Raw genomic sequence first — 15,930 nt, 5'->3', positions numbered from 1 at the left:
CTCCTGACCGCTCGAATTCGCCTCGTAGTCTCACACACATCCCCTGCGGGTGCTAACCGGGCTGCGGCTCGGCGCGTCCCTGGGGTAGCGGCGAGGCCGCGAGCCGCCCGCCCGCCGGCGCGGCCGCTCGGGAGGGCCACCAATTCGCGCGTCCGACCAGGGCGGCGATCGCGGGAACCGTGATGGTGCGCACCAAGAAGGTGTCCAGCAAAATTCCCACCCCGATCACGAAACCGCCCTGGACCACGGTGCTGATGCTGGAAAACAACAGGCCGCACATCGAGGCGGCAAAGATCAGACCCGCCGCCGTGATCACGCCGCCCGTCGAACCCAGGGTCCGGATGATGCCGTACCGCATGCTGTGCGGCGACTCCTCCCGCATCCGCGAGACGAGCAGCATGTTGTAGTCGGCTCCCACCGCGACCAGCACCACGAACGCCAGCGGGGGCACACTCCAATGTAATTGCTGCCCCAGCAGGTACTGGATTACCAGCACCCCGATTCCCACCGCGGACAAATACGAAATGACCACGGAGGCAACGAGATACAGCGGGGCAACGATCGCACGCAGCAGCGCGACCAGGGTCACCAGCACGACCAAGAGGGTTACGGCGATGATGAACCGGATGTCGTGCTGGTAGTAGTCGCGCGTGTCCTTGAGGGCCACGGTGTACCCGGCCATCGACACCGTCGCGTCCGCCAGTGCGGTATTCGGCTGGGCACCCCGCGCGGCCGCTTCGATCGCGTTGACCTGATCCATGGCGTCGGTGCTGAACGGATTGAGTTTCGTCTGAACCAGGTACCGCACCGAGTGACCGTCCGGCGAGATGAATGCCTTGGCGGCCTTCTGGAACTCCGCCAGGTGCAGGAGCTGGGGCGGGATGTTGAATCCGGCCATCGAGGTTTGCGCCGCGTCGCGTTTCAGCGACAGCAGAAACGCCGCCGACTCGTTGAGGCCGCTGCCGAGCTGCTTGACCTGGTCGACGACCTGAGCCACCGCGTCGGCGATTTGGCGGCTGCCACCGGCGAACCGGTTTGCGCCGTCTTGCAAGGTGTTCAGGTTCGATTGCAGGCCACCGGGTTTGTCCATGCCCAGCGAATGCAGCACGTTGGTGAGCTTTGCCAACGCGGCGCGCAGGCGGTCTGACGACGCTTTCAGCGCGTGCTTGTCCGGGTATTCCTGCAGTTGGTGAGCCAAGTCATTGATCGCGTCGAGGTCTGCTTGGTCGCGCGAGCCGACGAGTTGCTCGAATGTCCCGCGGGTGGCGCTGCACGACGGGTCGACGTCGCATCGGGGGTTCCCCTGCAGCGCCCCCAGCACCGGGCCGATCCAGGCGAACATGTTCTTGGCCGCCGAGAAATTCCAGCCCATGGCGTTGCTGAGCGCGTTGACGTGGTCCACGAGCTGGGCCGCGAGATCGACCTCTTTCACCAGCGCATCGCCGGTGTACTGGTTCTTCGTCGACGAGAACGCGGTCTCGAGCTCCTGGACGCCGGCGGCGAGCTGAATCACCTGTCCCCGCATGTCGCCGAGGTTGTCGGCCAACGTGCCGGCCCCGTCTACCAGGCGATTCAGGTCGTTGGTGTGGTCTTTGATCAGGGTGGACCCGCCGGCCAGCAGCGTGCCGATAGCACCCGCCTGGTAGGTGGCTCTGAATTGTTCCGGCACGTTGCCGGTGGGACGCGTAATGCCGCTGACCGCAGCCACATTCGGCAGTTGACTGACCCGGTCCGCCATTTGCTCCAAGTCCGCGAGTGCCTTGGGCGTGCGCAGGTCGCGCGGGGACTGGACCAGGATGTACTGCGGGATGGACTGGTTGACCGGGAAGTGCCGCTCCAGCGCGGTGTATCCGATGGAGCTCGGCGCGGAAGGCCGCAGCGCCTTGCGGTCGTCGTAGTTGTAACGCACCAGGCCGGCGCAGCTGGCCAGGACGATCAACACGAGCACGCTGGCGACCAGGTTGACCCTCGGGCGTCGCACGATGCGGATGCCGGAACGCCGCCAGAATCGGGCGGTCAGCTCGCGCCGCGGCTTGACCAAGCCGCGCCGCCCCGCAAGCACCAGAATCGCCGGCAGCAACGTCAACGCGGCGAGGAACGCCACACCGATCCCGATCGCCGACGACGCCCCGACCGTTTTGAACACACCCATTCGGGCGAAGCTGATCAGCAGGAACGTGACCCCGACGGTGGCGGCGGATGCGGCGATCACCTTTCCGATCGAGAACATCGCGCGCCTGACCGCCTGGTCGGACGTCGCACCCGACCGCAGGTAGTCGTGATAGCGGCTGATGAGAAAGACCGCGTAATCCGTTCCGGCTCCGGCCATGATGGCGCTCAAGAACACGACGGCCTGGTTCGAGACGCCCGACCCGGTCAGTTGGGAGTAGCCCGCTACCACCGCCTGCGCGATCACCAGGGATATCCCGATGGTCAGCAACGGCAGCAGCATGGTGACCGCGCTGCGGTAGATCACCAGCAGGACGATGAGCACCATGACCGCGATCGCCAGCTCGATCGGGAGGCGATCCCGAGCGCCCGCGGCCGTGAGGTCAGCGACGGTCGCCGCCGGGCCGGTTAGGTTCGCCGTCAGCGCTGTGCCGGCGAGAGCCTGCTTGACGATGTCGCCGATCCGGTTGAAGGCGGCGTACGAGCGGGGGGTGCCCAACTCGCCCGCAACGCCGACCGGCAGCACCCACGCCTTGTGATCCTTGCTGGTGACGACGGAGCGCAACGCCGGCGTGCTGGCGAAGTCCTGCAGCATCAACACATCTCGCGTGTCGCGGCGCAGCGCGTCCACGAGTTTGCCGTAGGCGGCTTCGTCGGCCGGGCCGAGCCCCTTGTCGTCGGTCAACACGACCAACAACAGGTTCTCCGACCCCGATTCGTGAAACGCTTCGGTCATCTTGCGGGCGGTGACGCTCGACGGCGCGTCGCTGGGCAGGATCGCCAGCGGATGCTTCTCGGCCATCTCGCCCAGCGACGGGAAGCTCAGAGGTAGCGCGACCGCAATCGCGATCCAGATCCCCACTACCGCCCAGGGCCAGCGCACCACGAAATCGGCTAGCCGCCGCATATCGCCCTCATCCCCGTTCGGCGCCGTCGGGTGTGCCCGCCGGGGACTCTCGGCCGCGTTCGCCCGAGCCCGGTCACACCACGCACATTCGCCTCACGAGCCATCGAAGTGCTCCACGCTACGCGACGCGTCCCCAGCTCCCGCTGCCGGCGACCCGCACGCAGACCGACTTCATAGCTTCCATATAGCGGACCACCGATTTGCGGGCGACCGGGTTGTCCGGATGCATGATCGCCATGAACGTGCCTTCCCCGTACCGGAATATGTAAATAGTCAGTTGGTAGGAATAGCGGCCGTCGGGATAAATTCCGATGTTGTTCGCGAGTCCCAGATCGGCCGCGGCGAGAATGGCGTTGAGCGGAGCGGCGCCGCCATGAAAGAAATTCGACACCGGAAAGTTCGGTTGCGGCCAGCGCAACCACGGCGCTAGTTCCATCACGCGGTAATAGGGAACCTTCGCCATGTCCAGATTCGAATCGAAGGACGCCTGCGCCGCCCACGCGGCTTCGCCGAACGAGGCGGCGGCTATGGGCACGGTGATGGGGATCAAACCGGTGAACCAGCCCTGCGTCATGAAATTGTCCGTGGCTTTGCGGGAATCCCTGGGAGTGAGCCCGTGGTAGGTGAGGGCACCCGTGAATTCGTGCTCCACCAAGGCAAGGCAGGCGAACAGGCCACCGACGAAGCGCGCACCGACCGCCGCGCAGGCCGATTCGAACCGTTCCGTCTGCGCCGCGTCCATCAGCAGTTGGGAGGTCATGTCGCTGCTATGAGACTCCCGCGGGTCACCGAGCGGGAGCGGGAACTCGGGAAAGCCGCCATCGTTGTTCTCGGCGAAGTCAATCCACGCGCGCACCTCCGGGGAATCCACGGTCAGCGCTGACGTGTATTCGCGTTCGCGGGTGCAGAAGTCATCGAAGCTGCCGGCATCGGTAAGAGCGAGGGCCTCACCGCCGCCGCTCAACGCCGTGTACATGCCGTTGGCCTCCATCATCGTGGTGCCGATCAACGTGGCGTCACCGTGGACGTGATCCATGGCGGCAAAGAAGGTGAAGTGGCTTTCGCTTTGAATGATCCCGAAGGTAAAGCAGCCCCACTCCAGCGGATTCGGAATGGCCACGACGTGAGCGTGTATTTCGTCGGCCGTCATCTCGCCCTGCTCGATCGGAGCGAACTCGATATCGGCGGGATCGCTGAGGGTGTGCCTGACGAACTCTCCGTCGCCGGTGTGCTCGAACCAGCTGCGGAATGTGTCGTGCCGACGCAGATACGCGTTGACGGCGTGGTTCATGGCGGCAACGTCGCACTTCCCGGGCACTTCACAGGTGGCGATGATCTGCCGGGAGAAATTCAGCCCCGCGGCGGTCCGTTCACAGTAATTGCGGAGATGTTGGCTCTGCATGTAGCTGACCGGCACCGAGCTGACCGGCGCCTGTCGGACCTTTTCGGCCGCCGCGGCCGTCGGATGCCAGGAAATGACCGATCCCGGGGTGAGCTTCCAGTCGCCGAGTGCGCCGATCGTAATCTTCCCGATGCGCAAAACTTCGTCCTCCTCGGTTCAAACGACCACGGCCACCCTGGCGGCGAGACCAAGATAAACCCTCGGGGTGATCGCCGTCGCAGGCGTGCGCGGCCACCGCCTACACTCGCTCACGGATCCGGCGGGCCGTTGTAGCGATCGAACGGCCGGACGGGACGCAGGGCGGCGGCCGCACCGGCCGTCGTTGCGCGGTGCGGGCGCTGCGGTGGCAGTGCCGGCCTCAGGAAACGATTCTCCGGGCGCAACCGGCCTCCCGTGGGGATCGATCGTGACCGGCCAAGAGAGGACAAGCGCATGGCATCCGTCGAAGGTCCGGGAGAGCCGGTATCGGGTTTTGCGATCATCGGTTACGCGGCTCGATTCCCGGGAGCCGCCGACGCCGATGAGTTCTGGGATGTGTTGCGGCACGGGCGCGACGCGATATCCGAAGTGCCGCAGGACCGCTGGGACGTCGACGAATTCTTCGACCCGGAACCGGGCGCGCCCGGCAAGGTCGTCACCCGTCGTGCCGGTTTCGTCGACGACGTCACGGGATTCGACGCGCCGTTCTTCGGCATGTCGACCCGCGAGGTCAGGTTGATGGACCCGCAGCACCGCATCTTGCTGGAAACGGCATGGCGCGCGGTGGAGCATTCAGGCACTGCGCCAACCGATTTGGCGGACAGTAATACCGGTGTCTTCGTCGGTTTGGCCACGCACGACTACCTGGGAATGGCATCCGACGCGCTGACCTACCCCGAAATCGAGGCCTACCTGGCCATCGGGACATCGAACGCCGCGGCGGCCGGCCGGATCAGCTATCGGCTGGGGCTGCAGGGTCCGGCCGTCGCCGTCGACACGGCGTGCAGCTCGTCACTGGTGGCCATCCATCAGGCCTGCCAGGCGCTGCGCCTGGGGGAATGCGACCTGGCGCTGGCCGGCGGTGCGAACGTCCTGCTCACCCCGGCGACCATGATCACGTTCTCCAGCGCGCACATGCTCGCCCCCGACGGGCGATGCAAGACATTCGACGCTGCCGCGGACGGCTACGTGCGCGGCGAGGGCTGCGGTGTCATCGTGATCAAGCGCCTCGAGGACGCGATCCGCGACAGCGACCGGATCCGCGCCGTGATCCGCGGCAGCGCGATCAACCAGGACGGCGCTTCGGGCGGCTTGACCGTGCCCAACGGCGTTGCCCAGCAAAGGGTTATCGCCGATGCGCTCAAGCGGGCCGACCTCGAACCCCGTGACGTCGGCTACCTGGAAGCGCACGGCACCGGGACCTCGCTGGGTGACCCCATCGAAGCTCAGGCCGCGGGTGCGGTGCTCGGCGCCGGTCGCGACCCCGGCCGGCCGCTGCTGATGGGCTCGGTGAAGACGAACATCGGTCACCTGGAAGCGGCCGCGGGCATCGCCGGGGTCATCAAGGTCATCCTGTCGCTCGAGAACGAGCTGCTGCCGCAACACCTTCACTTCCAGAACCCCTCGCCCCACATCCCGTGGGACCGGCTTGCGGTGCAGGTTGTCGAGCGGGCCACGGCCTGGGAACGCAACGGAGAGCCGCGGATCGCCGGAGTCAGCTCGTTTGGATTCGCCGGCACCAACGCTCACGTCATCCTCTCCGAAGCGCCCGAGCAAACGGAACGGGTTTCCCCTGCACCGCTTCCGGTCGAGCATTCCGGCAACCGCCGGTTCAGCATCCTCCCGCTTTCGGCGCGCACGCCCGCCGCGCTGGCACAGCTCGCGGCCGACTACCGCAGCTGGTTGGGCGCGCACCCGGAAGCCACCCTCGCCGACGTGTGTTTCACCGCCGGGGCGGGCCGGGCTCACCTGGAGCAGCGGGCCGCGCTGGTGGTCAACTCGCGAGAATCTGCAATGGAGCTACTCGGCGCCCTCGCGGAAGACCGCCCAGCGCCGGGGTTGTTCCGCGGAGAATCCCATGAGCCACCGAAGACGGCGTGGCTGTTCACCGGTCAGGGCAGCCAATATCCCGGCATGGCCCGCGAGTTGTTCGACACCGAGCCGGTGTTCGCCGAGACGCTGAACCGTTGCGCCGCCGCGGTCGCAGACGTTCTCGAAAGGCCGTTGCTGGACGTCGTTTTCGACGCGGACGGCCCGGACGCCGAAGGGGCGCTGCAGCAAACCTCCTACGCGCAACCCGCGCTGTTCGCGGTGGAGATGGGCCTGGCCCGGCTATGGCAGTCGTGGGGATTTGAGCCCGACGTGGTGTTGGGCCACAGCGTTGGCCAGTATTCGGCGGCCTGCGTGGCGGGCGTGTTCAGTCTCGAAGACGGCGCCTTGCTGATGGCCGAACGGGGTCGCCTGTTCGGCAGCCTGCCTTCCGGTGGCCGGATGGTCGCGGTGTTCACCGCCGCCGAGCGGGTCGAGCGGCTCACCGACGACTACCCGAGCCTGTCGGTGGCCGCCTACAACGGCGCCAACACGGTACTGTCGGGGCCCGCAACGGACTTGGAGCGGGCGGTGGCCGCGGTGTCGGCCGACGGTGTCCGGTGCGACTGGCTGGACACCAGCCACGCCTTCCACTCGGCGCTGCTGGACCCGATTCTCGACGAATTCGAATCGTATGCGGGGCGGTTCGAGTTCACAGCGCCGCAACGAATACTGATCGACAACCGCACCGGCGCCGCGCTCGGCCGCAGCGTGAAGCTCGACGGCGCTTACTGGCGCCGGCACGCGCGCCAGCCGGTCGAATTCGCCAAGAGCGTGCGCACCCTTGCGGAGCTGAGCTGCAAGGTGTTGCTCGAGATCGGCCCGCGACCGGTGCTTACCGCCTCGGCGCTGAGCGCGTGGCCCGACCCGGCGACCGCACCGCGGGCGATCGCGTCGCTGCGCCGCAACGCCGCCGACCACCGCCAGATCACCGAAGCGCTCGCCGATGCGTATGTCGCGGGCCACCTGCCCGACTTCGCCGCCTTCGGGCAGGCCCACGCGCGCAAGCTCGACTTGCCCACCTATCCCTTCGAGCGCCGTCAGTACTGGTTCCAGGATCGCGAGCGCACCGACCAACGGCGCGACGTCGGTGGACCGCGCACCGAGGCGGTCCGCCTTCTCGAGGACGGCCGGATCGAGGAACTCGCGACCATGCTCGACGGTGGCAGCGACGATCATCAGACCTTGCAGGTGCTCACCAAGCTTGCCGCGCAACACAATCAACAGCGCAGCACCAGGTCCATCGAGAATGACCGCTACGAGATCCGCTGGGACACATCGACCGCCGAGCTTTCCCCGGCGGACGTGGGCGGGGAAGCGCGCTGGATCGTCGTCGCCGACGAAACCGACCCGATTCAGCCGCTGATCGACGCGCTGACCGCTCGCAACCACCGATTCGAGGTCACCGGCCTGCCGGTGTCCGACGCGGACGAGGAACGGCTGGCGGGCGTGCTGCGCACCGCCGCGCAGGATTCGACGCTACGCATCGTGCATGCCGCGGGCCTGGATGCCGGGACCACGCCATCGATGCGCTCGCTGCTGCGCATGCAACACCGGATCCTCGGCGGAACGCGGCGGCTGTTTCGGGCCGCGGCCGCCGCCGAGCTGCGCAGCCCCATCTGGGTGGTCACGCGCGGCGCGCAGCGCGTCACCGATACGGATTCCGTTGCGCCGCAGCAGAGCAGCCTATGGGGATTCAGTCGGGCCGCATCGCTGGAGCTGCCGCAGGTTTGGGGTGGGCTCGCGGACTTGTCAGCGGGGACCGCCGGCGAATGGTCTCGGCTCATCGACCGGATCGGCACAGACGACCCGGCGGTCAAAGAAGACCAGCTCGCGTTGCGTGATCAGGCGGTCTACGTTCCCCGGTTGGTCCGGCGCACCGAGAGCCCGAGCGGCGCGTCGCTGCAACTGCGCAATGAGGCAACGTATCTGGTGACCGGGGGGCTGGGCGCGGTCGGGCTGGAGATCGCCGGGCACCTGGCCGCGAACGGCGCCGGGCATCTGGTTCTGACCGGCCGCCGGGCGCCGACCGATGCCGTCCGGCAGCGCATCGACGCGCTCGGTGAGGCGCACGGCTGCGAAATCCGGGTCGTGGCCGCCGATGTCGCCGATGCGCACGACGTCGCACGCCTGCTGGCAGGCGTGCAGGCCGAGCTGCCGCCGTTGGCCGGCATCGTCCACGCCGCGGGGGAGATCGGCACCACCCCCCTGAGCGCCCTGCAGGATGATGAGATCGATCGCGTCTTTGCCGGGAAAGTTTGGGGCGCATGGCATTTGAGCGAGGCGGCGGCCGACCTGAAGCTCGACTTCTTCCTCAGCACGTCCTCGATCGCCTCGGTATGGGGTGGATTCGGCCAGAGCGCTTACGGCGCGGCGAACGCCTTCCTCGACGGGCTGGCGTGGCGCCTGCGTGAGCAAGGCATCCTCGGCGTCAGCGTCAATTTCGGGCCGTGGTCGGCCGGCATGGCCGACGCGGAATCCCGTGCGCGCCTGGACCAGCGTGGAATCCGCACGCTGGCACCGGCCGATGCGCTTGCGGGCCTCTCCGATGTGGCGGCGGCCGCTTCGGCGCGGGGCCCCGCCCACGGGGTGGTGGCCCGGGTCGACTGGGCCCGCTTCTTGCCGCTCTACCAGCAAGCGGGTAGGCGGGCGTTCCTGGCGGAGCTGGAGCGCGAGGTCCCCGATGCGGTACCAGCGGTGACACCGGCCGGAAAGACCCCGTTGGTCGAGCAGCTCACGGGGGCGCCGGTGCAGCAGCGCAAGAAAATTCTGACCGACTATCTGCGTGATGCCGTTGCGGAGGTGACCCGCGTCGATCCCATCGAAATCCGTGAGGATGCGGGCTTTTTCGATCTCGGTATGGATTCGTTGATGGCGGTCGAATTGCGTCGGCGCATCGAGCAAGGGGTGGGTAAGCAGGTCCCGGCCACCCTGGCGATGGATCACCCACGGCTGTCCGACGTGGCCGACTACCTGCTCGGCGACGTACTCGAGCTCAGCGATCAGGCGTCGTCGAGAACACGAACCCAGCCGGCGGCAGCGGCGCCGACGCGCACGGACGAACCGATCGCGATCGTCGCGGTGTCGTGCCGCTTCCCCGGCGCGCCCGACCCGGAAGCGTTCTGGCAGCTGCTGTCCGGGGGTGTGGATGCGATCCGGGAGGTCCCGGAGGACCGATTCGACATCGACGAGTTCTACGACCCGGATCCGGACGCCGCGGGCAAGACCTACACGCGCTTCGGCGGGTTCCTCGACGAGATCGACGGGTTCGACCCCGAATTCTTCGGCATCTCACCCCGCGAGGCGGTCTGGATCGAGCCGCAACAACGGCTGATCCTGGAAACGGTATGGGAGGGCCTGGAACGCGCCGGATACTCGCCGGCCGCCTTGCGCGGCAGCCGGACCGGAGTTTTCACCGGCGTGGCGGCCAACGAGTACGCCCATCTGCTGTCCTCGGAGTCGATCGACAAGATCGAACCGCATTTCATCACCGGCAATGCGCTCAACGCCATCTCCGGCCGGGTCGCCTTCGCGCTGGGACTCGAAGGGCCGGCGGTGGCGATCGACACCGCATGCAGTTCGGCGCTGGTGGCCGTGCACCAGGCTTGCCAGGCGTTGCGCTTCGGTGACTGCGACATGGCGCTGGCCGGCGGCGTGAATGTCTTGTTGAGTCCGGTGACGGTCATCGCGGCCTCGCGCGCGCGGATGCTTTCCCCGGTGGGACGATGCAAGACGTTCGACGCCTCGGCCGACGGTTACGTGCGCAGCGAGGGCTGCGGCGTCCTCGTACTGAAGAGGTTGAGCGACGCCGAGCGCGACGGCGACCGGATCTGCGCGGTCATCGCCAGCACCGCGGTCAACCAGGATGGGGCGTCCAGCGGTTTGACCGTGCCCAATGGTGGTGCGCAGCAACGACTTATCGGAACGGCGCTGGCTCGCGCGGGCCTGGCCGGCGGGGACGTCGATTACCTCGAGGCGCACGGGACGGGCACCCCGCTGGGTGATCCGATCGAGGTACAGGCGGCCGCCGCCGCCTACGGCGCCTCGCGCGACGCCGACCGGCCGCTGCTGATGGGATCGGTGAAGACCAACATCGGTCATACTGAATCGGCCTCGGGCGCGGCGGGTCTGATCAAAGTCGTGCTGTCGCTGCAGCACGGGGTCCTGCCGCCGAGCCTGCACTTCGAGCAGCCCTCGCCGCACATTCCGTGGGATTCACTGCCGGTGCGGGTCGTCGACCACGCGATGCCCTGGCAGCCCGACGGCAGACCGCGGCGCGCGGGCGTGAGCTCGTTCGGGTTCACCGGAACCAACGCGCACGTCGTGGTGGAGGAGGCGCCGGCGCGCGCCGTATCCGCCGACGACGCCGCGACGCGGCCGGCGGCGCAAGCTCACGCCGGCCAGGTCGCGGTGCTGGCGCTCCGCGCGGTCACCCGAAGCGCTGGTGGCTTTGGCGCAGCGTTACGAGGCCTGGCTGGCCGCCCACCCGGATGCGGACCTCGCCGACGTGTGCCTCACCGCCGGGACGGGCCGTTCGCACTTCGAACACCGCGCCGCGCTCGTCGTGGACTCGGTCCAGGGTGCGCGCGAGGCCCTCGCCGAGTTGGCCGAGAATCGCCTGCGGCCCGGTGTCGTCCGTGGCGAGCACACGCACCGCCCGATGACGGCATGGTTGTTCACCGGGCAGGGCAGCCAGTACCCGGGAATGGCGCGTGAGTTGTTCGACACCGAACCGGTTTTCGCCGAAACCGTGACGCGGTGCGCGGACGCGGTCAGCGACATCGTGCCGCCCCCCTTGCTCGAGGTGCTGTTCGCCACCGATCGCGAAACCGGTGGGAAAGCCGGAGAAAGGCTGCGGCACACGTCGTTTGCGCAGCCGGCGCTGTTCGCCGTCGAGATGGGCCTGGCCCGGCTGTGGCAGTCGTGGGGGATCGAACCCGATGTGGTGCTCGGGCACAGCGTCGGCCAATACGCGGCGGCGTGCGTGGCCGGGGTGTTCAGTCTCGAGGACGGCGCCCGGCTGATGGCCGAGCGCGGCCGGATGTTCGGCAGCCTGCCCGACGGCGGGCGGATGGTGGCGGTGTTCGCCGACGCCAAACACGTCGAGGAGATCGCCGGCGGATTCCCGCGAGTGTCGGTCGGCGCGTACAACGGACCGAACACGGTGCTGTCGGGGCCGGGGGAGGATCTCGAACAGATCGTCGCCAGGTTCGGTGACGAGGCGATCCGGTGCACCTGGCTGCAGACCAGCCACGCCTTCCACTCCGAGCTGTTGGATCCGGTGCTCGACGAATTCGAGTCCTACGCAGCGCAATTGCAGTTCGCCGCCCCGACGATGCCGCTGATCTGCAACCGCACCGGCGCCGTGCTCACGGGCCAGACCCCGCTCGACGCGGCCTACTGGCGGCGCCATTCCCGGCAGCCGGTGCAGTTCGCCGAAAGCGTGCGCACCGCGGCGGCGCTGGGTTGCTCGGTGTTGATGGAGATGGGCCCGCAACCGGTGCTGACCGGTGCTGCGGTGCAGGTCTGGCCGGAGCACCTGACCGCACCGCGGGCGATCGTCTCGCTGCGCAAGGGCGTCGGCGATCGGCGCCAGATGGCCGACGCGCTGGCCGCGGCCTACGTCGGTGGCCATCGTCCGGATTTTGCTGCGCTGCATGGTCAACCAGGCCGCAGCATCGAACTGCCCACCTATCCGTTCCAACGCCGGCGGTTTTGGCCCAAGACATCCGGGATCGAAGTGGCCGGCGGTGCGGGCCCGTCTTCGGGCATCCTCGGCAGCGCGAAAGACCTCGCCTCGGGTGACTGCGTCTACACCAGCAGGTTGTCGGTCAAATCCCAGCCGTGGCTATCCGATCACGTCATCTACGGCACCGTCGTCGTGCCGGGGGCGACGTACGCGGCGATGGCGTTGGCCGCGGTGGGCACACCGGCGCGGGCAAAGGACGTCTTCTTCTACGAACCGATCATCTTGCCGGAGAAGAGTTCTCGCGAGGTACAGCTGACCTTGCACCCGCTGCAGGACGGCCGCGAGTCCACCTTCCAGGTGCACAGCCGCCCCTACGGGGAACGCGGCGCCGAGTGGTCGTTGAACGCCGAAGGCACCGTGGTCGCGGGTGTGGACGACGTCACCGACGAGCCGGAGTCCGACGGTGACCCGCTCGACGAAGAGCTCGAGCGGCTGAACCGCATGCGTCCCCAGGAGTTGTTCGAGACCTTCGCCGACCTGGAGCTGGCCTGGGGGCCGACCTGGTCCGGTTCCCTGAAGTCGCTGTGGCTCGGCGACGGCGAGGCCGTCGGCGACATCCTCGTCGGTGCGGAACTCGCGGAACAGCTCGGCAGCGAGCCGATGCACCCGGTGCTGATGGACCTGTGCACAGGGGTTGCCTTCCCTGCCTTCCCGGCGCTGCTGGCCGCCGAACATGGCGTCAACGATCTGTTCCTGCCGCTGCGGTACGGACAGGTGACGTTGCGGGAGAAGATGCCCCGGCGGTTCTACTGCCGTGCGCGGTGGCACAGCAGCGAACTCAACAGCGAAACCCAGGTCTTCGACCTCGATTTCGTCGATCGGGACGGCCGCCAGCTGGGCGGGATCCGTGAGTTCACGGTCAAACGCGCTCCCCGCGAGGCGCTGCTGCGCGGGCTCGGCGGCGATGCCACCCGGCTGCTGTACACCCTTGGCTGGCACGAGGTTCCGGCGCCCTCGGGCCAGGAAGCCGGAGAGACCAGCGGTACCTGGCTGATCGCCGGATTCGACGAACTGGCCGCCAAGGTGCCGGGCTGCGTGCCGTTCGATCGCCGCACTGATCCGGAGCCCTTGGGGCGGGTGCTGACTCAGGCCGCCGAGCGGGGGCTCCCGTTCTCCGGCGTGGTGTGGCGCAGCAAGGCGCCGAACGGGAACGAGTCCAGCGCGGACGCCGCGGCGCGCCTCGAGAGCGAGATCGCCAATCTGCTCGACGCCGTGCACGCGGTGCAGGGCGGTGACGTGAAACTGCCTGGGGGACTGTGGATCGTCACCGAGCGGGCCGTGGCATGCGAATCCGGCGAGCCGGTCGATCCGGTGCAGGCCGCGCTGTGGGGCCTCGGGCGCACCACGATCAACGAGGAACCGGCGCTGCGCGCCAAGTTGGTCGACTGCGACGGATCACCGGAGGCCGTGCACGCGGTAGCCAACTTGTTGGCCACCGCGATCGACGAACCGGAACTCGCCGTGCGACAAGGGAAGCTGCTGGCATCCCGGTTGCTGCCATGGGCACGCAGCGGTCATCTCACGGTGCCGCGGGCGGGCGACTACGCCCTGGCGCCCACCGAACGCGGCGCGATCGACAACCTGCGGCTCACCGAAGTGGACGTGACACCCCCGGCCGAGGGCTATGTGCAGGTCCGGGTGGAAGCCTCGGGCCTCAACTTCCGTGATGTGCTCAACGTCCTCGGCCTCTACCCGGGCGACCCGGGCCCGATCGGCGGTGACTTCGCCGGCGTCGTCACCCAATTGGGCGCGGGCGTCACCGGACTCGAGGTCGGCCAGCGCGTCTACGGCTTCATGCAGGGGGCGTTCTCCAGCCGGTTCAACGTGCCGGCCCAGCTGCTCGCACCAATCCCAGCCGGAGTGAGTGCGGTCGAGGCGGCCACCATTCCCGCCGCGGCGCTGACGGTTCGGCTCGCATTCGACTGGGCGCGCCTGCAGCCCGGCGACCGCGTGCTCATCCACGCCGCCAGCGGTGGTGTGGGCCTCGCGGCGATCCAGATGGCACAGCAGTGCGGTGCCACCGTCTTCGCCACCGCGAGCACCTTCAAGCGGGCGACGCTGCGCGAGTTGGGTGTGCAGTACGTCTACGATTCGCGCACAACCGATTTCGCCGACCAGATCCTCGCCGACACCGACGGCGCCGGCGTCGACGTGGTACTCAACAGCCTGACCAGTGAGGGGTACCTCGAAGCGACCGTGCGGGCGACGGCCCAGAACGGCCGCTTCGCCGAGATCGCCAAGCGCGACATCTGGACACCCGAGCAGATGGCGCAGGCCCGTCCCGACATCGCCTACGAGATCGTCGCACTGGACACGGTGACCTTGTCCGAGCCCGAACGCATTCGGAGCTTGCTGACCGAGGTGTCGCAGGGCTTGGCCAACGGCGAATGGACACCGCTGCCGGCCGAAATCTACCCCCTGACCGAGGCGCGGGCCGCGTTCCGCCGCATGCAGCAGGCGCGGCACATCGGAAAGATCGTGGTGCAGATACCGAATCCGCTGCAGCCGCGGCCCGATCGGAGCTACCTGATCACCGGGGGGCTCGGTGCTATCGGTCTGCACACGGCGTCGTATCTGGCCCAACTCGGCGCCGGTGACCTCGTGCTGACCAGCCGGCGGGCGCCGGACGCGGACGCGCAACGGTCGATCGAGGAGATCACCGAGCGCTACAAGTGCCGCATCCACGTCTTCGCCGCCGATGTCGGCGACGAGTCCGAGGTCACCGAGCTGCTGGGGCGCATCCGCGCGGAGCTGCCACCGCTGGCCGGTGTGGTGCATCTGGCAGGCGTGCTCGACGATGCGCTGCTGTCCCAGCAGAACCTGGAACGGTTCCGGACAACGTTGGCGCCCAAGGCGTTCGGCGCATGCCACCTGGACAGGCTGACCCGCGATGACCAGCTGGACTTCTTCATCGTGTCCTCGTCGGTGTCGAGCTTGTTCGGTTCGCCCGGTCAGTCCAACTACGCCACCGCCAATGCGCTGCTCGACGGGCTGGTCGCACAGCGAAGGGCGCGGGGCCTACCGGCCACCGGCGTCAACTTCGGTCCCTGGGCCCAAGGTGGCATGGCCTCCTCGGAGGCCGCGACCGCCAACATCAGTGCGCAGGGCCTGATTCCGCTGGAACCATCGGCGGCCCTGGGTGCGCTCGCCGAGGTCGTCGCGAACGGAACCGGCCAGGCCACCGTCCTCAAGGCCAACTGGCAGCGCGCCGCGAAGGTGCTGGGCAGTTCGCGTCCACCGATCCTCGACCTGGTGTTGCCCAGTGCCGTCGGGGAGGTGACCGGCGACAGCGAGTTGCTCAAGCAGCTCATGGAGATTCCGGTGCCGCAGCGCGCCGGCTTCGTGACGGAGTTCCTGCAGCGCGAGGTGCAGAACTTCCTGCGGCTCGCGTCGCCGCCGGCGGCGAGTAGCCGGTTCCTGGACCTGGGCACGGATTCGTTGATGGCGATCGAGCTCCGCAACCGGCTGCACAGTCAGTTCGGCGGCAAGTTCACCATCAACGCGACGGCGGTCTTCGACTATCCGACCATCGGGGGGCTCGCCGAATACCTCGTGGGTCAGCTGCCCGACGCGGACTCGGAGCCGGGCCCGCCAGCGGGCGAAGCGGAATCGGTTGCCGCGCCGGAGCGGCGATGA

2 protein-coding genes and 1 pseudogene are annotated in these 15,930 nt (G+C 68.1%); 1 reads left to right on the top strand and 2 read right to left on the bottom strand.

Translation table 11 applies throughout. The annotated features are described in order from the left end of the window. Window positions 1-52 precede the first annotated feature (52 nt). Both AC5Y5B_RS15265 and AC5Y5B_RS15260 read right to left on the bottom strand, forming a co-directional pair. The gene (locus AC5Y5B_RS15265) at window positions 53-3,076 is read right to left on the bottom strand and encodes an MMPL/RND family transporter (RefSeq protein ID WP_500005754.1); all 3,024 of its coding nucleotides are present in this window, start codon (window positions 3,074-3,076) and stop codon (window positions 53-55) included. Window positions 3,077-3,194: 118 nt separating this feature from the next. Beyond that, entirely contained in the window at window positions 3,195-4,616 is a 1,422-nt protein-coding gene (locus AC5Y5B_RS15260; RefSeq protein WP_500005752.1) for a condensation domain-containing protein, read from the bottom strand. Between the two features lie 294 nt (window positions 4,617-4,910). Here AC5Y5B_RS15260 and AC5Y5B_RS15255 point away from each other — a divergent pair. After that, window positions 4,911-15,930, top strand: a pseudogene (locus AC5Y5B_RS15255) (SDR family NAD(P)-dependent oxidoreductase).

Source organism: Mycobacterium sp. NGS33 (genome assembly GCF_059812885.1).
This window is presented reverse-complemented; position numbering and strand designations above follow the sequence as displayed.

What these genes read in the sequence shown, in the direction of transcription:
- AC5Y5B_RS15265 (WP_500005754.1), bottom strand. Translation starts at nt 3,076, where the DNA reads ATGCGGCGGCTAGCCGATTTCGTGGTGCGCTGGCCCTGGGCGGTAGTG.